The organism is Paraburkholderia diazotrophica (assembly GCF_038900755.1).
Lineage (GTDB): Bacteria > Pseudomonadota > Gammaproteobacteria > Burkholderiales > Burkholderiaceae > Paraburkholderia > Paraburkholderia diazotrophica_A.
Genome location: NZ_JBBPEN010000008.1, coordinates 147,831 through 167,864 on the forward strand (window position 1 = coordinate 147,831; position 20,034 = coordinate 167,864).

The window sequence follows — 20,034 nt, forward strand, 5'->3', positions numbered from 1 at the left end:
GCGCGGCCCGCCGCACAGGAACAGCATTTAGCCTGCGATACTCTCGTAACCGTAGTAACCGCCGCGATAGCCCGAGCCGATGAAGGCGCCCGCCTGCGGTACGTCGGTCAACAAGACCCCCTGCAAATTCACGCCGCCATTACGCAGACGTTTCGCGGTCTCCGCGAGTTCGCCTACTGGATGGCGTCCGTGACGAATCACGAGCAACGTCGTTCCCACGTGCTTGCCGATCACGGTCGAGTCGGTGACGGCGAGGACGGGCGGCGTATCGATGATGATCAGGTCGTACTGCTTCTTCAGCTCGTCGAGCATCGTTTCGAACCGCTTGCTCATCAGCAGCTCGGACGGATGCGAGGGCAACGAGCCCTTGGTCAGCACGTCGAGACCCGGCAGCACGTCGCGCTGGATCGACGATTGCAGATCGCCGCCGCGCAGCACGTCGGAGAGCCCCGGCTGATGCTGAAGGCCGAAGTGCGAGTGCACGTCGCCGCGCCGCATGTCGCCGTCGATCACCAGCGTGCGCTTGTTCACGGAAGCAACGAGCGCCGACAGGTTCACCGACAGGAACGACTTGCCCGCGTCAGGACGCGAACCCGTCAGCATGACGACGTTGCTCTGGCTGTCTTCGACGGTCAGTTGCAGCGAGGTGCGCAGATTGCGCACGCCCTCGACGGCGATATCCTGCGGCGCCTGTTCGGCGAGCACGTGCAGGCCGCGCCGGCGCATCATCACGTCCTGCTGCAGACGTATCTGTTGCTCGCTGCGCGGCACGACGGCGAATACGGGCACGCCGAGCGCGGCTTCGAGTTCGTCCGGACGTTCGACGCCGCCATACAGCGTCTTGCGCACGAACGCGAACACGATGCCGATGAAAAGGCCCGTGCCGAAGCTGATCAGGATCACGATCAGACGCTTGGGACGCACGGGATCGTCGGCCGCTTCCGCGAAGTCGACGATGCGCACGTCGCCCACCTGGCCCGCCTTCGCGATGCGCAGTTGCTGCGCGCTATTCAGCAGGTTCGTGTACAGCTCGGTATCCACGTGCACGTCGCGCAGCAGGCGCAGCGCCGTCTGCTCGGTATCCGGCAGCGACTGCACGCTCTTGCCCATTGTCGAGAGATTGCCCTGCAGCGACCTGATCTGCGCGTCGAGCGCGGCCACCGCCGGGTGATTCGCCGTGAAGCGCTGCGACATCTCCGCGCGCTGTGTTTGCAGATCGACGAGCTTGGTCTTGTTGTCGACGATCTGTTGCAGCAGCAGCCGGCTTTCTTCGCTCAGATCGACGGTGCCGTGCTGGTTGCGGAATGTGTTGTAGCGTTGCTCGGCGGCGTCGAGTTCCTTGCGCAGCTGCGGCAGTTGCTGGTCGAGGAACGCGAGCATGTGCTCGGCTTCCGACGAGCGGCTCTCGATGTCCTGGCGGATGAACTCGCGCGCCATGTTGTTCATGATGTCGGCCGTGAGCTTCGCATCGCTGCCTTCGAGGCTCGCGCGAATCACGCCCGACTGCAGTGTCGATTCGGCGACATCCATCGACTTTTGCAGACGTTCGACCGTCGTCAGCGTCGAGCCGCGCGTCATGTCGTAGCGCGTGCCCGGCGCGCCGACGAGCGCATCGACACGCAGCGCGATCGGGCCGACGGGCGTTTCACGCACGACATTTTCGCCGACATGCCCTTCGAGAATCGCGACGCCGTCAGGACTGTTCAGCACGAAATCGCCATTCTTTCCGGCGATCAGCGTGAAGTCCTTGTCGTACATGTCTTTCGCGGTGTCGAACTGCGACACCTTGATGCTTTCATTGCCCCACGCGTAGCTCGGAAGCTGCAGCGCGGGCGGCAGCCTGAAGCCCCACTTGCCGTTCATCAGCGGGGCAAGCAGCCCGCCGACGAACGGCAGCGTGTGGGGGCGCGCGGCAATATCGAGGTGCAACGCCTTGACAGTTTCCTCGGTCACGAGTCGTGACTTCATCAACTCGATTTCCGCGGCCGTCGACGGCTTCGTATCGAACATTCCCGTCAGCGGTTGAAGGCCGTCCTGCTTGTTGTTATCGGCCTTGTCTACCACATGAAAAAGGACATCAGCGCGATACACGGGCGTCGCCAGAAATGCATAGGCGGTGCCCAGCGCCGTGATGGCCAGCGTAATCAACAGAATCGACTTCCAGTTCGCAACGATAGCCTGCAGATAATCTGTCAGGTGCATCTCATCGGAACTGACGTCCGTATAGCGATTGTCAAAGTTGATAGCCATTTGCGTGATCCATCAAGTAACCACACTGTCGGAAGCATTGCGTTGCTGCACCCCGTTATTGCACGACGCATTCGTCACCCTTACTTCGCGAGCAATGCAGCCGTCACGCCAGCATTGATTGCAGGCAACAACAGCGACAGCACGCGGTTGAATTTCACGAGACCGTTGTTGTCCACGTACACGACATCCTTCGGTTCGAGATTGAACTGGTTCGCAAGCACCATCGAAGTCGGTGACGTCGCGTCCAGGTGGTAGATCTGGGGCTTGTCGCTCATCGAATTGCGGATCACGAAGGTTTGCTTCGCGTAAGCCGTATTCGGGTTGAGACTGCCCGCCTGCGACAGCGCTTCCGCCAACGTCAGGCGGCCGTCGCGCATCGGCAGGATCGTCGCCGGCTTGTTGACTTCGCCCATCAGATAGATGCCGTACTCGTCGCGCGAGCCGACCCGAAGCAGGTCGCCGCCCTGCAGATAGAGCTGCGTCGGCGCGCGGCCCGCCCTGATGAGGCCCGGCACGTTGATTTCATACGTCTTGCCGTCGCGCACGAGTTCCACGTGGCTCTGGTCGGCATTCGGCGTGAAGCCGCCCGTGCGGTTGATCGCTTCCGTCAGCGACATCGGAATATCGTTGACCTGCGCGGGCCCCGGCGCATGCACTTCGCCATCGACATACACCTGCGCAGCACGGAACGCGGCGACACGCACCGTCACTTCAGGCTTCTGAAAGACGACGCTCAGCTTGCGATACAGCTCTTTCTGCACCGTCGCCGCGTCTTTTCCGCCCGCGTGGATCGTGCCCGCGTATGGGAACTGGATATTGCCGTCGGCATCGACGAGAAAGCCGACGCCCGGATCGTTCTTGCTGCTCGAAGGCGATGGCTGGCCGAGCGCGGCCGCCAGTTCGGGGTGATCCCAGACGGTGATCTGCAGCACGTCACCCGGCCCGAGCTTGTAGGTGGGCGCCCTGGGGCTGAACAGCGACGCGATCTGCTGATCCACTTGCATCGCCTGCCCGTTCATCGTGCGCACGAGCTTCAGGTTGATATCCGTGATGGGAATCTGCACGTTCTGTTCGGGTTCGCTGCTGTACTCGCCGCCCGTCTCGGGCAGCGTGGGAGGCGATTCAAACCGTTGGCCCGGGACGATGCTGCAGGCGGAGAGCAGCATCACGGACATCGACAGCACCAGCGGCGCGCACACGCTTATTCGTTTCTGGTTCATGGCATTTCCTCCTTGCAGGGGAGCTTGATCCTTGTTCATTGACTTGCCCCCATCTCAGTACGCGTTGGTATGAATGAAGCCCTTGACGATCGTGGCGCCGATGATCCGCATGTCGAGCCAGAAGGTCCAGTGCCCCAGGTAATACAGATCGTGCGCGACGCGCCGCTCCATCTTTTCGATGCGGTCTGTTTCGCCGCGAAAGCCGTTGATTTGAGCCCAACCTGTGATACCCGGCTTGATCCTGTAGCGATGGATATAGCCGGCCACGACCTTCTGATACAGATCGTCGTGTTCGAGTGCGTGGGGGCGTGGCCCGACCACGGACATGTCGCCGCGCAGCACGTTGAAGAACTGCGGCAGCTCGTCGAGACTCGTTCGGCGCAAGAACGCGCCGACCCTGGTGATGCGCGGATCGTCGCGGGTCGCCTGGCTGACCTTGCCGGCTTCCTCTGTGTGCACACGCATCGAACGGAATTTATAGATTGTGAAAACGCGACCATCGGCCCCCTTACGTTTCTGCCTGAAAAAAACGGGACCGGGCGACGTCACCTTGACTGCAATCGCAATCGCGATCAAAAGCGGCGCGAGGCCGATGATCGCGCAAGCGGCGAACACCCGGTCGAAAAGATCTTTCTTGAAGAGCGCGCGCGACGACAGCGGCGACGCGACGAGGTTGATCGCAGGCACCCCGAGCAGTTCGATCACGCTGCTGGTGTCGAACAGCGCGAGGCTGCGCACGTCCGGCATGAAACGGATGTTCACGAGGTCGTTGCGGAACTCGGTGACGAGGCGAAAGATCGTGCGCTCGTCGGTGAGCGACAGCGCGAGCCATAGCTCATGCACGTCGTTGCTGCGCACATACTCGGCGAAAGCCTGCTGCGAATCGAAGCAGGTCACGCGCGGATTCGTCAGCGGCGACTCTTCGGGATGCGTGTTCAGCACGGCCGTCGCGCGAAAGCCCGTGGCCGGCTGCGATTGAATGCGGCGCAGGATCTGGTCGCAATGACCGCCGCTGCCGACGATCGCCACCTGATGCAGGTTCCAGCCGGCGCGGCGCGCGCGCGCGAGCACCGCGTGCGCGATCAGCCGCCACGCGATCAGCAGGCCGCCCGCCATCGCCGTCCAGTACGCGAACCACAGCCGCGAGACGATGTCGATCCGGTGCAGCGAATACATTAGCGCGAGCGCGCAGCCCTGCACGACGAGCCACGCGAGCGCGACCTGTCCGGCGAGCGCGAGCTTCGAGCGGCCGCGCCAGGACTCATAGACTCCGAACGCAGGGAACATCGCGAGCGCGAAGGCCCCGGAGAAAAGGACGAATGCGTCGTAGAACCCTCGCTGCGAGAATTCGTCGAAGCGGATCTGCGATGCGACGGCGGCGCCGAGCAGAATCAGCGCCACGTCTGCAACCCGCGCAAAAAAGTCCTGTAAGTCCCGCATATCAGTCACCCTGCCATTCGTCGTTCGTTGCCTTTCGTCCGGGTGTTGCGCATGTCGGCGCCGCGCTAACTCGCGGCGGGAGTCGGACCATGCCCCGTGTCCTGACTCTCGCCCTGGTCCTGCATGTGGCCTTCGCCGTGCGACTGGCTCTGCCCTTGCGCCGGACGGCAGCGCCCGTATGTGTCGTCGAAGCGCACGATGTCGTCTTCGCCCAGATACGAACCCGACTGCACCTCGATGATTTCGAGCGGCACCTTGCCGGGGTTTTCGAGCCGATGCCGCACGCCGAGCGGGATATACGTCGATTCGTTTTCCGTAAGCAGAAACTGGTCTTCGCCGCGCGTGACGAGCGCCGTGCCGCGCACGACGATCCAGTGCTCCGCACGGTGGTGATGCAGTTGCAGCGACAGCTTGGCCCCCGGCGTGACCACGATGCGCTTCACCTGGAAGCGGTCGCCGTGATCGATCGAATCGTAGAAGCCCCACGGACGGCGCACCTTGCGATGCGCATCGGCCTCGGGCCCTTTCTGCGCCTTGATGCGCGCGACCAGCCCCTTCACGTCCTGCACGCGCGAGCGGTCGGCGACCAGCACGGCGTCCGCCGTTTCGACGACGACCACATTCGTCGTGCCGACGCATGCGACGAGCCGCCCTTCCGAATGCGCATAGCTGGTGACGGCGCCTTCGAACATCACGCGGCCGCGTCCCACGTTGCCCGCTTCGTCCTTCGGCTGCGCGGCCCACACGGCGTCCCACGAGCCGAGATCGGACCAGCCCGCGTCGAGCGGAACGACGACGCCCGTCGACGTCCAGCCAGCCGACACGTTCAGACGCTCCATCACCGCGTAGTCGATCGAATCGGCGGGTGAACGCGTGAACGCGTCCGCGGCGGGACGGAAAGTCGTGCCTTCGAACTGCCCTTGCACGAACGCCGCGCAACACGCGGCGTGCATGTCGGGCTGAAGCGATTGCAGCGTCGCGAGCCACACGCTCGCGCGCATCACGAAAATGCCGCTGTTCCACCAGTACGTGCCTGCCGCAACGTATTGCCTCGCGAGCTCGGCGGCAGGCTTTTCGACGAAGCCGTCGATCTCGCGCGCTTCGTCATCCAGCTTCCTGCCGACCCGGATATAGCCGAAGCCCGTTTCGGGCCCGCGCGGAGGCACGCCGAGCGTCGCGATCGCGCCGCGCTGCGCATGCCGCGCGGCAATCTCGATCGCGCGTTGCAACGCAGGCACATCGGCGATCGAATGATCGGACGGCATCACGACGAGAATCGCGTCGTCGCCGTTCGCGCACGCGAGCGCGGCCGCGAGCGTGAGAGCGGGCGCCGTATCGCGCCGCGCCGGCTCGACCACGAGCCGCGGCGTGCAGCCGTTGCACGTCAGCTGCTCGGCGATCACGAAGCGATGCTCTTCACCGCACACGACGATGGGCGCGCTGGATACATCCCAGCCCGCTGGAAAGCCTTCCATCCGGTGAACGGTGTCCTGCAACAGCGATTCCGAACCGACCACGCCGATCAACTGCTTCGGAAAGTGTTCACGCGACATCGGCCACAGCCGGGTGCCCGATCCGCCCGCCAGTATCACCGGCACGATGTGCGTGCAGTCCGGCAATGAACTGCCCGGCGCTGCCGCATTCGTCGGATTTTTCTGGTCGACTGTCATGTACGCACTCCTTAATGTCTGCCCTTGATGGCCAGGCATGACTACCTGAGACGCGTTTTCAGATCGCGCCGGCGTTCAGATGCCGGCTTCGCGCCGGGTCTTCATCCGGTATTCCGTCGGCGAGACTTTCATTCGCTTGCGGAAGATCTTCGCGAGGCGATCGCCGTTGCCCATTCCCGTGCGCCGCGCGATCTTGTCGACGGGCAGTTCGGAGTCGGTCAACAGGCTGCAGGTAATCGCGAGCCGTGCGTGCAGCAGGTAGTCGGACGGAGTGACGCCCACTTCCATCTTGAAGCGGCGCAGGAAATTGCGTTCGCTCATCGCGGCCACCTGGGCCGCGTCCGCGATCGAAATCGACCGCTGGCAGTTCTCCTGTAGCCAGCGCGCTGCCGCGCGCACCTTGTCCGCGGGGCTGCGGCCCGTGCTGTCGCCCAGCAGCGACATCAGGCTGTCGCCCGCATCGGGCATCAGTCGCTCGGCCACGTTGCGCGCCACGTCGATGCCGAGATCGCGCTTGATCAGCATCAGCGCGCTCTTCATCGATTCGAGGCGATCGTTCGCTTCGTTGCCGTTTTGATCGTCGCGCTCCTCGCGCACGTTGTAGCTGCCGAAATCGCGTTGCTGCACGCCGTTGATGCACGCCGCTTCAAGCAGCGCGCGCCCTTCGCCGATCGGACGCACGGTGCTGGTGTTCGCATGAACGCGCCGCAGCCACGCAATGAGCCGTTCGTCGCGGGACGCGCTGCGCGCACCCTTGCCGCCCGCCACGAACAGCGCATCGAATCCCATGTAATGCCGCGCATCGAGTCCGTCCGTCCAGACGCGAATCGATGACGAGCACGTGATGTTGCCGCCCGAGGCCGACAGGAAACTGACGTCGTAGGTCCAGCCGTGGCTGGCGGATGACGCCAGTTCGTTAGCTGCGTGAAAGACCTCGGCGACGATCCCCGCGCCAAGGAGGGAGCAACCGTCGAACAACAAAATTGCGATGTGGCGAGTGGCGGTTGCGTAGTGCGCGCTGCGCTCAGGCGCTCGTACCCAGCCTACCATTGGAGTTTCCAAACTTGCATACGCCATGACTCTTCCCCCTTGACCTTCCGGCGTGGAAAGAACTAGTTAAATCCAAGCGATGTGCAGTGCATCATACGCATTAAAAAAACAATCCCGGCGGGCGGTGACTGAAACTGACGATGTATTGGCGTATTCGGTCCGATTGCTGATCGAAGCCTTTCAGCCCGCATTTGACAATCGCATATAGCCAAATTAATTCGGCTTACACGCCGGCGAACGAATTCACCATTTCATATCACAAATGGGGTGCTTCCGGCTCTGCCCCGCCAGGCTTGACACAAAGCATTACAATTTGTTGCAATTACTGGACCATCCCACGGGAGAACTGCAATTTTTTCGGATTTGCTTTAGCAGCTGTAATTGTTACTCATAAATCGTCGATTCCTCCTTTGACTGGCATTTTGCTAATATGAAATTAAAGGCGTATTAATATGATGAAAAACCGGGTGGCAATGCCCGGATTACGAATTATAAGAAGACGAAAAGGCCTCCGAATAATTAATTCTTTTCGTCTTTAGATTCGTCTATAAATAAAACCATTAATGTTTCAAAAGCGAAACATTAAAGCCCGATAAAAGGCGCCGCAGCGCTATCGAGACGGGGTGGAGCGACGGTTTTGACGGCTCTCGCCGGTCCTATCGAACGCGCAAAGGCTTGTCGCGTGGCCGCCGAACCCTTATGCGACGCGGATAATGCGCACCAGGCGAATACCGCCATTGGCAAGCGTCGCGACGACGCAACATTCGCATCGATCCGCCATTGAAGTTGCGCACGAACACTAAAGAACGTCCAATTCCTGCTAAGTGCGCGGTGTAATCTTGGTCGCTCCAATGCGTTCCCGGTCATCCATACCGTCACGGGGGAAAGAATGACTGATGGCGACCTGTCGTCGTGCAAAAGATACGTACTGCCGCTGACGTGCATCTCTGACGCGCTCGATGTGTCCCTCGTCTCGCGCGCGTCGCTGCTTGCTGTAGCGATTGTGTTGGCGAGCGGCTGCGACAGGGCGTCCGCCGATAACCCGCAAGATACGGCCTGGACGAAATGCGCCGACGAGCACGGCACCTGCTCGTTCAGCGGCACGCGCGACGTCCGTTACGGCACGCAAGCGCGTAATGCCGTCAAAACGCTGACGAACGGCACTGCATGCGACAACGGCGTATTCGACGATCCAGCGCCCGGCGAAGAGAAGCAGTGCTGGATTTCAGATACCAACAGCGCGGCCGGTGCATCCGGCGCCTCGGCGAAAGCCAGTGCGACATCCGCTGCGTCGCCTCATGCAACGGCCGATGACAGCGCCGCGCAAGCTAAAGCGCCACCGTATTCGAACCACGCTCAGGCGCTCCGCTGCAACGCTTCACCGGATGCCGCAGCAGCGAATCCGCAAGGCGGTCTCATCGAAGCCGACACGCCGGACAGCAACGGCACGCATCTTTTTACGCTCGATCGTTCGTTCCGCGTCGCCATCACGACCCGCGCATCGCGCAACGACAAGCTCGCCTGGCAGATCCGCGATGCGTGGGGCACCGTGCGGGCAAGCGGCATTGTCGACGTCGCGCAAGGCGCGCGTCAGGTCGCGCTGAATTGCACGTCGATGCTCGCGGGCTACTTCGCGTTGTCCGCCTCGCTCGAGCAGGAGCATGGACAGTTGCCTGCGCGCGGCACGCGTCCCGAGGGCATCGCCACCTTCGGCGTGCTGCCCGACGTGTCGGCAAGCTTGCCGCCCGTGCATTTCGCGCGCGCGGATCTGCATCGCTTCGGTGGCCAGGGCACGGCGTTCGTCGCGCCGGGACAGCGCTGCTGCGATGGCGACGGCTATCGTCCGCTGTATCCGCAACTCGGCCTCACGTGGGTCAACGACAATCGCAACTGGTATACGGAAGAGCCCGATCGCGCGAATACTTTCGATCCCGCCACTGCGAAGCTTTCGCCGTGGTTCCGCAAAGGCGACCTGTTGCGTCTGATCCAGCTCGACGGCTTTCCTGGCTGGGCGAGTCCAACAGGCAAGCAGACGCACAGCTATCTGCCGAAATCGACGGGCGCATTGCGCGAGTACATGCAGCGCGTCGGCACGGAATCGAGCCGCGTGCGAACCACGGTCTTTGCGACGCAGTCGAGCAACTACTATCAGGTCACGTGGGAGCCCGACGCGGGAGGCGGCCTGCCGTGGAAAGACACCGACGCAAATTTTGTCGAGCTATACAAGACAGTGTACGAAGGCATCCACGCGACCGATCCGAATGCCGTCGTGATGGGGCCGACGTATGGCTCCGTGACGGGCAATATCGAATCGCTCAGGCGCCTCGCGCCGCTCGGCCTGCCGAAGTACCTCGACGGCATCGCGATTCACGGCTACTACGATCCGAACGGCCCTAGCCCGTCGCATCCGCCCGAGCGCCTGATGAACGCCAGCGATCCGCAGCAGGCGCAATACGCGCTGCCGACTTCGATGCGCGCGTTACGCCGCGTGATGGCCGCTCATTACAAGCCGGGCGCGAAGCTCTTCGCGACGGAAACGGGCATCAGCTATGACGTCGGCGAACAATACGGTCCGCACTATCCGACGGGCGACGTGCTGTACGCGCAAGGTGCCGTCGTCGCGCGCACGCATCTGATCCTGCTCGGCGAAGGCGCGGACATGACCTACATCTTCTATTCGAACGACACGCCCGATGCGACGCCGGGCTACGGCGTGTTTTTCGACCTCGATCATCCGAAGGGCGATTTCGGTCCGGGCGCGATCAGCCCGAAGCCCGCGGCCCTCGCGGTCGCGGCGATGACGCGGCTGATCGACGGCACGGTCACGCTCGGTCCCGTCAAGCACACGCCCGCCGGCGTCTATGCGTACGCGTTCCAGCGGCTGAACGGCGGCAAGATCGTCACGGCCGCATGGACGCACGACAACGCGAAGTGGAACAAGTCGACGCATTTCGATCCGGCAGCAGGCGTGTCGTGGCGTCTGCAAGTGGATGCGCCCGGCACTTCAGGCACGGCGACGGTGTTCGACATGATGGGCAATCCGTCGAGCGTGCCCTATCAGAACGGCTACGTGACGCTCGCGCTGACGGAGACGCCCGTCTTTGTCGTGTCGTCGAATGCGGCCGTGATGAAGGCGAACGTCACGACGCCCGCGGGCTATATCGCGCCTTGATGCAAGCCGCGATGCACACGTGACGCGTGCCATCCGCAGGAGCGCCACGCGCGCGGATTTGTCCATACGTGACGGGATTTAGGCGTGAGACGACAGAACCGCCTTTCATTGCTGCGGATAGACTCTTGGCAATGCCACAGGCGAGGCGCCTCCCGCGCGCTGCGCAGCGGGCGCGCGCGAAGGCACGGCTAGGGAGCGGTCGGATGAGTGGCTTCGCCTGGATCATGGTGGTGGTCATCGCAGTGCTGGCTTCCGGGCTGATTCTGTGCGCGGCCATCGTCATTGTCATTGCCGTTCTGTTCGCCACGTCGTCCCGGCTTTTCACCCGCGACTCCGATCAATAAACCCGCAGGCCAGCGCACGCCGGCTTCGCGCTAACGCGTCGACCTCGCCGCAACTGCATCCACACGACATTGACGAGAGACAGACATGGCCACCACATGCGCCGATTTCCTCGAAGCAGACGATTTCCTTCAGGTGGTAAGGATGACACCCCTCGTGTCGATCGATCTGATCGTGTCCGACTACGCGGGACGCGTGCTCGTCGGACACCGACGCAATCGGCCCGCGCTCGGCACATGGTTCGTACCCGGCGGACGCATCTGCAAGAACGAGCGGCTCGACGCAGCCTTTACGCGCATCGTCGACGCGGAACTGGGCATTTCGGGCATGGAGCGTTCGGCCGCGCGTTTCGGCGGGCTGTTCGAGCATCTGTATAGCGACAACTTCGCGGGCGCCGACGAGATCACCACGCACTACGTCGTGATCGCGTATTTCCTGACGCTCGAGAACACGGCATCCGTGGGTCGCTTCGATCAGCACAGCCGCTATACCTGGCTCACGCCCGAAGATCTGCTCGCGCACGACGGCGTGCACGAAAACACGAAAGCGTATTTCCGCTAGCGCCGCAGTCAGCCCGCCCCGTCGAAAGATGTCGCGGGCACGAATGAAAAACGGTGAGCGGGAGCGCGCCGCTCTCGACGGTCATGCGATACCGGACACACGCGGACACACGAACCCGGACGCGTGAAATCCTGGACCCGCGCCGCCGCGCTCAGGCGCTGCTCACCAGATCCGCCGGCACTTCCGGCGCGCCGCCCGCGACATGCGCGCGGCCACGCAGATACGCTTCGAACTGTTCCTTGACCTCGGGATGGTGCAGCGCGAATTCGACCGTCGCCTTCAGGTAGCCGAGCTTGCTGCCGCAGTCGTAGCGCGTGCCGTCGTACTCGTACGCGAGCGCCTGCTCGCCGCCGAGCAGCGCCTGGATTGCGTCCGTCAGCTGGATCTCGCCTCCCGCGCCCGGCTGCTGGCGGCGCAGGTGATCGAAGATCGACGGCATCAGCACGTAGCGGCCCACTACGCCGAGATTCGACGGCGCGTCTTCCGGCGCGGGCTTTTCGACGATGCCCGACATCTTGTAGAGCCGCTCGTCCCAGCGCTTGCCGCCGATCACGCCATACGAGCGCGTTTCGTGTTTGCCGATTTCCTCGACGCCGACGATCGAGCAGTGATAGCGGCTGAAGAGCTGCATCATTTGCGACAGCACGGGCGGCTTGCCATCGAGCAGATCGTCGGCGAGCATCACGGCGAACGGCTCGCCGCCGACCAGCTTTTCGGCGCACAGCACGGCATGGCCGAGCCCGAGCGGCTCCGGCTGGCGCACGTAGCAGCATTCGACGTGGCTCGGCTTGATGTTCTGCACCAGCTCCAGCAGCGCGAGCTTGCCGCGCGCGAGCAGCTCGCATTCGATCTCGTACGATTTGTCGAAGTGGTCTTCGATCGCGCGCTTGCTGCGTCCCGTGACGAAGATCATCTCGGTGATGCCCGCCGCGATCGCTTCCTCGACCGCGTATTGAATCAACGGCTTGTCGACGATGGGCAGCATCTCTTTCGGACTTGCTTTCGTCGCTGGAAGGAAGCGCGTGCCGAGTCCCGCCACGGGAAATACGGCCTTGCGTAGGGTGAGCATGCTCGCCTCGTCGAGTGGATTGATCAGCATCGATACGCCAGCGTATTCCGCGAATATCGAGCCGATCTGCCAACTTCTCGTTTTTTTCCGACTCCGTGCGACAGCGGGTAAAAACGTCGGCCTATGATTGACGCAAAGCACACAGACCTTACTCTTTCGCCGTCCTCGGCACTGGAGACAGACGATGCGATATGAGCACGCGGTGAATCAGTGGCTGGATTCATCCTCGTATAGCGCAGTCGTCAACGTCGGGCACATGGTCAAACGTATCGGTATTCTCGTTTTTGAACGATTTCCGTTAAGCGACGTGTGTCTGCTTGCCGACGCATTCCGACTCGCCAATGAAGCCCAGGCGGATCAATCCGGCGAGGGTTCGGGTGTCGAACCGTCGTATTCGATTGTGATGCTGTCCGAAATGGGCGGCAGTGTCGTCAGCAGCTGTTCGCTGCGCGTGTGGACAGAGAGCCTCAATGGGCCGCTGCTGAACGGCTTCGACACGCTGTTCATCGTCGGCGGTCCGGGCGCGTCGCGCGCGAAGGCGAACGAGCGGCTGATCCGGCGGCTGCGCGCGATCGCGCCGAAAATCCGCGTCGTCAAGGCGCTCGACGAAGGCCTCGGCGTCCTCGCCGCCGCCGATCTCGCCTTCGAGCGGCGCGGCTGGCGCAACGTGCCGGGCGCGACCGATCCGTTCGGCCAGCCGCTCGCGCCCGTCCCGAACGACCCGCAATGGCAGATCGAGTCTGGCGCAACGCTCGACGTCGACGCGCCCGTGCGTTCGATCGCGGCGGCGCTGACAGTCATCAAGCGCGATCACGGCACGCCGATGGCGCGCCTCGTGTCGGAGCGCGCGCTGTCAGGCGCGTCGCGCCGCCTCGACGCCCTTCTCGACGACGACGAGAAGAAAGGCATCAGCCGCAAGATCACGACGGCCGCCCACTGGATACGCGAGAACTACACGCGCCATATTTCCGTGGCCGAGGCGGCCGAAGTCGCGAAAATGAGCGAGCGCAATTTCCTGCGCCGCTTCAAGTCGCAAATCGGCCTCACGCCGTCGGAATACCTGCTGCGCGCGCGGCTCGACGCGAGTTGCCTGCTGCTCGCGGAGACGGACATGTCGATCGACGGCATTGCGCGCCGTTGTGGCGTGCGCAGCGGCGACGGGCTCGCGAAGATCTTTCGCAAGCGCCTGTCGATTTCGCCGACCGACTATCGCGCGGCACATCGGCGCAGCGCTTCCAAAGGCTGACCGGCTGCGCGGCTCGCGGGCGCGCCGGCGAGAGACGCGCGAGACAGCCGTCGTCACCGTCGTCACATTGAAGGCGCAAGGGTCTTCTGGCAACGGAAGACCCTCGCGCTTCTTTGCATTCGTCCTGTCAGGCAGCCGCGCGGGCCCATTACCCGTCGTGCGCGGCCAACGCGTTATTGCGGACTCCATATATTTGCATTTATCGAGATGAAAAGACGTGCAATCATCCCGCGGCTACTCGCGGTGCCGGTTGCAACACGTCGACGACACATAGCGAGCAGCGTTCGCAATGCAACGCTCTGATCTCAACGTCATGGTCAACTTCCTGCTCGATCTGATTTCGAACCTGGTAATCCTCGCCGTCATGCTCACTATCTGCAGCGTGTTCAACGGCATGAGGCCCGGCGCAAAGGCAAACGGCTATCTTGCGTTCTTCGTGTTCATCGCGATTGCGCTGACGTTCGATGCCGCATTGACCTTCCTGGTGTTCGCCGATTCGCAGACGCGCTACGGCAAGTTCAGCACCACGGAATCGTTCATGCAGCGCGGCGCTGCGTATCTGACGGCATCCGGCATCGCGATTTTTCTCGCGCGCATGCGCAGCCGCAAGGCGGCACAGGATGCACAAGGCTCCGCCATCATCCGCACATCGGCGTACACCAAATCGCAACTCCCTATGTAGGCAGCCGCAAGGTCGGGAATAGGTCTTGCTAACGGCCGCGCCGTCGCCTATAACATTCGATGATTGCAGGCGGCGCGACTTGCGCCGCCCTTCTTGTATATCGGGCAACCAGCCTCCTTCAGCCGTTCGCCGTACAGATAAAACGTCGTGCAGCACAAGCGATGGACGCGGCGTCGCTTCCTCTCGCGGACTCGCCCGGCCAGTCCGCGCCGCGTTCTTCGGCGTCGTCGATGCACGCAGTCAGTCAAGCGCAAACCGACTCAAGCGAGGGAATCGTGGACATTGAAGCCGTACGCGTCTTTCTGATGACCCGGGGCATCGACTTCGGGACCAAGGTACTCGGTGCGATCGTTCTGTGGATTATCGGGCGATGGGTGATCGGGTTCATCACCGGCCTGATCCGCAAGCTGCTCTCGCGCAACAGCAAGGTCGATCCGACGCTTGCGCATTATCTCGGCTCGATACTCGCCGGCATCCTGAACCTGCTGCTGGTGCTCGCGATTCTGCAAGTGTTCGGCGTGCAGACGACCTCGTTCGCCGCGCTGCTCGCGGGCGTCGGCCTTGCGGTCGGCACGGCCTGGGGCGGGTTGCTCGCGCATTTCGCGGCGGGCATCTTCATGCAGGTGCTGCGGCCGTTCAAGGTCGGCGATTTCGTGACGGCGGGCGGCGTCACGGGCACGGTGCAGGAACTGGGGCTGTTCGGCACGACGATCATCACGCCCGATAACGTGTTGACCATCGTCGGCAACAACACGATCTTTTCCGGCGTGATCTCGAACTTCAGCGCGCAACCGGTGCCGCGCGTCGAGCTGACGGCAAAGGTGGCGAACGGCGTCGATCCTGTCGATGCCGCCAACCGCCTGCGCGCGCCCGTGACGAAAATTCCGAATGTCTCGCAGAATCCGCCGCCCGATGTCGAACTGATGTCGTTCACGCCGGAAGGTCCGTTGTTGTGCGTGCGGCCGTACACGCACAACGACAACTACTGGCAAATGTACTTCGATACGAATCGCGCGATCGTCGAGACGTTCCGCGAAGCGGGTTATCCGACGCCCGAAACGCCTTTCGTGCGTCGCGCAGCTTCGTAGTTCTTTATTTGTCGCGTGGGGACTGCTTCGCTTTGCGCGGGCAGGCGGGCGGTCGAGGGCACTCGCTTCGAGCGCCCCGCGCTCATTGCCCCCTTCGTTGCCCCTTCATTGCCCCGTATGGTTGCTCGCCGACCCTGTCGGCTGACGCTTGCCGCGCATCATCTTCCACAGCGCGCCGAGCGCCACGGGCACGATCGCCGCGCCGATACCGACCAGCACGATCACATTCAGATACTGGCGAATAAACGGAATGTTGCCGAAGAAATAGCCGAGCAACGTGAGCAGCAGGACCCAGAAGAACGCGCCCGCGAAATTAAAGAGCTGGAAGCGCCGGACGCTCATCTGCGACGCGCCCGCGACGAACGGCGCAAACGTCCGCACGACGGGAATGAAACGCGCGAGCACGATCGTCTTGCCGCCGTGGCGCTCGTAGAAGTCGTGCGTCTTGCGCAGCGCCTCGCGATCGAGAAAGCGCTCGAGCACGGGAATGTGCGAATTGAACACCTTAGGCCCGATTGCGCGGCCGATCAGATAGTTCACTGTGTTGCCGAGCACGGCCGCGGCCAGCAGCAGCACGATCAGCAGTTCGATGTTCATTTCGCCCGTCGCGCAAAACGCGCCGCCGATGAAAAGCAGCGAATCGCCGGGCAGAAACGGCAGCACCACGAGACCCGTCTCGCAGAACACGATCAGGAACAGCACCGCGTAGACCCACGCGCCGTACTGATGGATGAAGACTCCTAGAAACTTGTCGATGTGCAGGACAAGATTGACGAATTGCAGCAGCGTGTCCAAAGATCGTCCTTTAAAAAGCAGATGGCTGACATGACGGGCTGGCGGCCGTCGCGTGCGGAATGCGAAGCGAAATCACGATTCGCAACCGAGCCTAAACTTGACCGCGCCATGATACCGAAGTGCCATGACGTCTTGAAAAAAAGTCGCGGGCTTCGATCCGGCTCGCTTGCAGACCCAACTGCACTAACCGCACGTTCAATCGCGGATCCGGTTACGCGCTCAGACGATCTGCGACGAATCGCTATAATTTCGCCATGTCCGCGATCCCCGAATCTTCCGAAACGCCCGACGGCGACAAGCCCGCAACGAGCCCCGCAGCCGGTCCCGGTATGGGCCAGGCATCGGACCCGGCTTCGCAGCAGGCTTCGAGCGCCGCTGCGAATGCCGTCGACAGCGCCGTCGCGCCGCGTGCATGGCGCGCGATCCAGCCGCTTCCCGACCAGTTGATCAGCCAGATCGCGGCGGGCGAAGTGGTCGAGCGGCCGGCATCCGTCGTCAAGGAAGTGCTCGAAAACGCGCTCGATGCAGGCGCCAGGACGCTGCGCATCCTGCTCGACGAAGGCGGCGTCAAGCGCATTTCGATCACCGACGACGGCTGCGGCATTCCCGAAGGCGAACTCGCGCTAGCGTTGATGCGCCACGCGACCAGCAAGATCCGCTCGCTCGCCGAACTCGAAGCAGTCGCGACACTCGGGTTTCGCGGCGAAGCGCTCGCGTCGATCGCGTCGGTATCGGAAATGTATATCACGAGCCGCACCGAAAATGCTTCGCACGCGATGCGTATCGATGCGCAGACGGGCGCGCTGTCGCCCGCCGCCGGCACGCGAGGCACGACGATCGAAGTGCGCGAGCTGTACTTCAACACGCCCGCGCGCCGCAAATTCCTGAAGAGCGAGCAGACGGAGCTCGGCCATTGCCTCGAGATGATCCGCCGCGCCGCGCTCGCGAGGCCGGACGTCGCGATTTCTGTGCTGCATAACGGGCGCGCTGTCGAGCACTGGAACGCGAGCGATCCCGCGACACGCGTCGCGAAGATCCTCGGCGAGACGTTCGCAACGGCGCATCTGCCCCTCGACGAATCGGCGGGACCGCTCGCCGTGTACGGCTGCGCCGGTCTGCCGACGGCGAGCCGCGGGCGCGCCGATCAGCAGTATTTCTTCGTCAACGGCCGCTACGTGCGCGACAAGCTGCTCACGCACGCGGTCCGCGCCGCCTATGAAGACGTGCTGCATGGCGACCGTTTCCCGTCGTATGTGCTGTTCCTCGATCTGCCGCCCGAGGCCGTCGACGTGAACGTGCATCCGTCGAAAATCGAAGTGCGCTTTCGCGATTCGCGCTCGATTCATCAGTTCGTCTTCCATGCGGTGCAGCGCGCGCTCGCGCGACATGCGGGCGCGTCGCCGGAGACGACATCGGGTGGCCACGCCGCGCGCATCGACCCGATGCCGCCCGCGACGCCCGCGGCGACACCTTCTTCGTTCGGCTCGACGCCGCTCGGCGGCGGCTTCAAGGTCAGCGACGGCGGCAGTTCGCAGCCCGGCAACACGTGGCTGCGCCAGGCGCGCATGACGCAAGGCACGCTGCCCGTCGCGCAGCCGCTCGCGCTCTACGATGCGCTGTTCGGGCGCAAGGACATCGGCGCGGGCACCGTGCAGGGCACGACGACGCTCGAACTGCGCGACGCGGACGACAGTCACGGCACGGCACACAGGCCCGATATCGCCGACTACAGCCGTGCGCCTTCGGGCTTCACGCCACAGCAACTTCCCGGCGCGCCGCAAACTTTCGACGCCAACGACGAGCAGCCGCTCGGCTTCGCGCTCGGCCAGATCCACGGCATCTATGTGCTCGCGCAGAACACGCGCGGCCTCGTGATCGTCGATATGCACGCGGCGCACGAACGCATCCTGTACGAGCAGTTCAAGAACGCGCTCGCCGATCGGACGATCGCCGTGCAGCCGTTGCTGATCCCGCTGTCGATGACGGCCGATGGCGTCGAGATCGGCGTCGTCGAGGAAGAGCGCGAGACGCTCGATGCGCTCGGCTTCGATCTCGCCGTGCTGTCGCCGACGAGCATCGCGATTCGCGCAGTGCCCGCGCTCCTGAAGGATGCCGACCTGCAAGCGCTCGCGCGCGCGGTGCTGTCCGATCTGCATGCGTACGGCGGCTCGCGCGTGCTGACCGAGCGCCAGCACGAACTGCTCGGCACGCTCGCGTGCCATCACGCGGTGCGCGCGAACCGGCGTCTGACGCTCGACGAGATGAACGCGCTGCTGCGCCAGATGGAAGCGACGGAACGCGCGGATCAATGCAATCACGGACGTCCGACGTGGTATCAGCTGACGCTCGCCGATCTCGACCGCCTCTTTATGCGCGGACAATGAGCAGTCGCCCTTTCCGATTCCGCTCACTGTCATGACGCAGCACCAACAGCAACACGAACCGCAGCCCGTCGCGTGTCTGCTCGGCCCGACCGCCTCCGGCAAGACGGCCGCCGCGCTCGCGTTCGCCGGGCGCGCTCCCGTCGAAATCGTCAGCGTCGATTCGGCGCTCGTCTATCGCGAGATGAACATCGGCACCGCGAAGCCGTCGCCGGAAGAACGCGCCGTCGCGCCGCATCATCTGATAGACATCGTCGATCCCATCGACGCGTACTCGGCAGCCGATTTTCGCGCCGATGCGTTGCGCCTCGTCAGCGAGATCGTTGCGCGGGGTCATGTACCGCTGCTGGTCGGCGGCACGATGCTTTACTACAGGGCGTTGACGCAGGGTCTGAACGATCTGCCCGCCGCCGATTCCGGCGTGCGCGCGACGCTCGACGCCGACGCCACGCGCGAAGGCTGGCCCGCGCTGCACGCGCGTCTCGCCGACGTCGATCCCGTCACGGCCGCGCGCCTCGCGCCGAACGACTCGCAGCGCATCCAGCGCGCGCTCGAAGTGTTCATGCTGACGGGTCAGCCGATGTCGGCGCTGCTCGCCGCGCCCGCCCGCGACGATGACGCCGCGCGCCGCTACCGTTTCGTCCCCATCGCGCTCGAGCCATCCGATCGCAGCGTGCTGCACGCACGCATCGCGCATCGCTTCGACGCGATGCTCGCGAACGGTTTCATCGACGAAGTGAAGGCGTTGCGCGCGCGCGGCGATCTGCATCCGGGCTTGCCGTCGATGCGCTGCGTCGGATACCGGCAGGCGTGGGAATACCTGGACGGCGAAACCGACTACGACACCATGCGCGATAAGGGAATCTTCGCGACGCGCCAGTTGTGCAAGCGCCAGCTAACGTGGCTGCGCGCGATGCCGGAGCGCATCGTGATCGACTGCTGCGCGGGCGATGCGACGGCGCAGGCGTTGCAAGCGATCGGGCGTGTAGCGTCAAGCGTGTGACGTCAAGCGTGTGACGTCGGGTGCCGTGCCGATAGGACGCGAGCACATGAAAAAAGCCGCCGGGC

The 20,034-nt window shown here is 63.4% G+C and carries 15 protein-coding genes; 8 read left to right on the forward strand and 7 right to left on the reverse strand.

Translation table 11 applies throughout. The features are described 5' to 3' along the window. Window positions 1–27 precede the first annotated feature (27 nt). From AABE10_RS24025 to AABE10_RS24045, 5 genes are all read right to left on the reverse strand, one after another. Window positions 28–2,250, reverse strand: a complete 2,223-nt coding sequence (locus tag AABE10_RS24025) for a polysaccharide biosynthesis tyrosine autokinase (protein WP_342935735.1) — start codon at window positions 2,248–2,250, stop codon at window positions 28–30. Window positions 2,251–2,330: 80 nt separating this feature from the next. Further along, complete coding sequence (locus tag AABE10_RS24030; protein ID WP_342935736.1) at window positions 2,331–3,470, reverse strand: polysaccharide biosynthesis/export family protein; 1,140 nt, start codon at window positions 3,468–3,470, stop codon at window positions 2,331–2,333. A 54-nt stretch (window positions 3,471–3,524) separates the two neighbouring features. After that, window positions 3,525–4,910: an undecaprenyl-phosphate glucose phosphotransferase gene (locus AABE10_RS24035; RefSeq protein ID WP_342935737.1), complete on the reverse strand. Its 1,386-nt coding sequence runs from the start codon at window positions 4,908–4,910 to the stop codon at window positions 3,525–3,527. 65 nt (window positions 4,911–4,975) lie between these two features. Next, window positions 4,976–6,580 carry a mannose-1-phosphate guanylyltransferase/mannose-6-phosphate isomerase gene (locus AABE10_RS24040; protein ID WP_342935738.1) on the reverse strand — a complete coding sequence of 535 codons (1,605 nt, stop codon included), beginning with the start codon at window positions 6,578–6,580 and terminating at the stop codon, window positions 4,976–4,978. A 75-nt stretch (window positions 6,581–6,655) separates the two neighbouring features. After that, the gene (locus tag AABE10_RS24045) at window positions 6,656–7,657 is read right to left on the reverse strand and encodes a GlxA family transcriptional regulator (RefSeq protein WP_087732615.1); all 1,002 of its coding nucleotides are present in this window, start codon (window positions 7,655–7,657) and stop codon (window positions 6,656–6,658) included. Window positions 7,658–8,519: 862 nt separating this feature from the next. On the opposite strand from AABE10_RS24045, the gene AABE10_RS24050 reads away from it, so the two are divergent. The 3 genes from AABE10_RS24050 (at window position 8,520) to AABE10_RS24060 (ending at window position 11,705) form a co-directional block, all read left to right on the forward strand. Continuing rightward, a complete protein-coding gene (locus tag AABE10_RS24050; RefSeq protein ID WP_342935739.1) occupies window positions 8,520–10,802 on the forward strand; it encodes a hypothetical protein in 2,283 nt (760 codons plus the stop codon). 203 nt (window positions 10,803–11,005) lie between these two features. Beyond that, window positions 11,006–11,146 carry a hypothetical protein gene (locus AABE10_RS24055; protein ID WP_342935740.1) on the forward strand — a complete coding sequence of 47 codons (141 nt, stop codon included), beginning with the start codon at window positions 11,006–11,008 and terminating at the stop codon, window positions 11,144–11,146. 85 nt (window positions 11,147–11,231) lie between these two features. Further along, entirely contained in the window at window positions 11,232–11,705 is a 474-nt protein-coding gene (locus AABE10_RS24060; RefSeq protein WP_342935741.1) for a GDP-mannose mannosyl hydrolase, read from the forward strand. A gap of 151 nt (window positions 11,706–11,856) precedes the next feature. Here the strand turns inward: AABE10_RS24060 and galU are convergent, their stop codons facing one another. Continuing rightward, on the reverse strand, window positions 11,857–12,774 hold the full coding sequence (gene galU, locus AABE10_RS24065) for a UTP--glucose-1-phosphate uridylyltransferase GalU (protein WP_342935925.1): 918 nt from the start codon (window positions 12,772–12,774) through the stop codon (window positions 11,857–11,859). A gap of 184 nt (window positions 12,775–12,958) precedes the next feature. On the opposite strand from galU, the gene AABE10_RS24070 reads away from it, so the two are divergent. The 3 genes from AABE10_RS24070 to AABE10_RS24080 all read left to right on the forward strand — a co-directional run bounded on the left by AABE10_RS24070 (window position 12,959) and on the right by AABE10_RS24080 (window position 15,790). Then, complete coding sequence (locus tag AABE10_RS24070) at window positions 12,959–14,020, forward strand: GlxA family transcriptional regulator (protein WP_342935742.1); 1,062 nt, start codon at window positions 12,959–12,961, stop codon at window positions 14,018–14,020. 289 nt (window positions 14,021–14,309) lie between these two features. Beyond that, a complete protein-coding gene (locus tag AABE10_RS24075; RefSeq protein ID WP_342935743.1) occupies window positions 14,310–14,702 on the forward strand; it encodes a hypothetical protein in 393 nt (130 codons plus the stop codon). Window positions 14,703–14,977: 275 nt separating this feature from the next. After that, entirely contained in the window at window positions 14,978–15,790 is an 813-nt protein-coding gene (locus tag AABE10_RS24080; protein WP_342935744.1) for a mechanosensitive ion channel family protein, read from the forward strand. Between the two features lie 105 nt (window positions 15,791–15,895). On the opposite strand, the gene AABE10_RS24085 is transcribed toward AABE10_RS24080, so the two are convergent. Beyond that, on the reverse strand, window positions 15,896–16,585 hold the full coding sequence (locus AABE10_RS24085; protein ID WP_342935745.1) for a DedA family protein: 690 nt from the start codon (window positions 16,583–16,585) through the stop codon (window positions 15,896–15,898). A gap of 254 nt (window positions 16,586–16,839) precedes the next feature. On the opposite strand from AABE10_RS24085, the gene mutL reads away from it, so the two are divergent. Continuing rightward, on the forward strand, window positions 16,840–18,969 hold the full coding sequence (gene mutL, locus AABE10_RS24090; RefSeq protein ID WP_428983376.1) for a DNA mismatch repair endonuclease MutL: 2,130 nt from the start codon (window positions 16,840–16,842) through the stop codon (window positions 18,967–18,969). Between the two features lie 31 nt (window positions 18,970–19,000). Beyond that, complete coding sequence (gene miaA / locus AABE10_RS24095; RefSeq protein WP_342935746.1) at window positions 19,001–19,969, forward strand: tRNA (adenosine(37)-N6)-dimethylallyltransferase MiaA; 969 nt, start codon at window positions 19,001–19,003, stop codon at window positions 19,967–19,969. The last annotated feature ends 65 nt before the right edge of the window (window positions 19,970–20,034 follow it).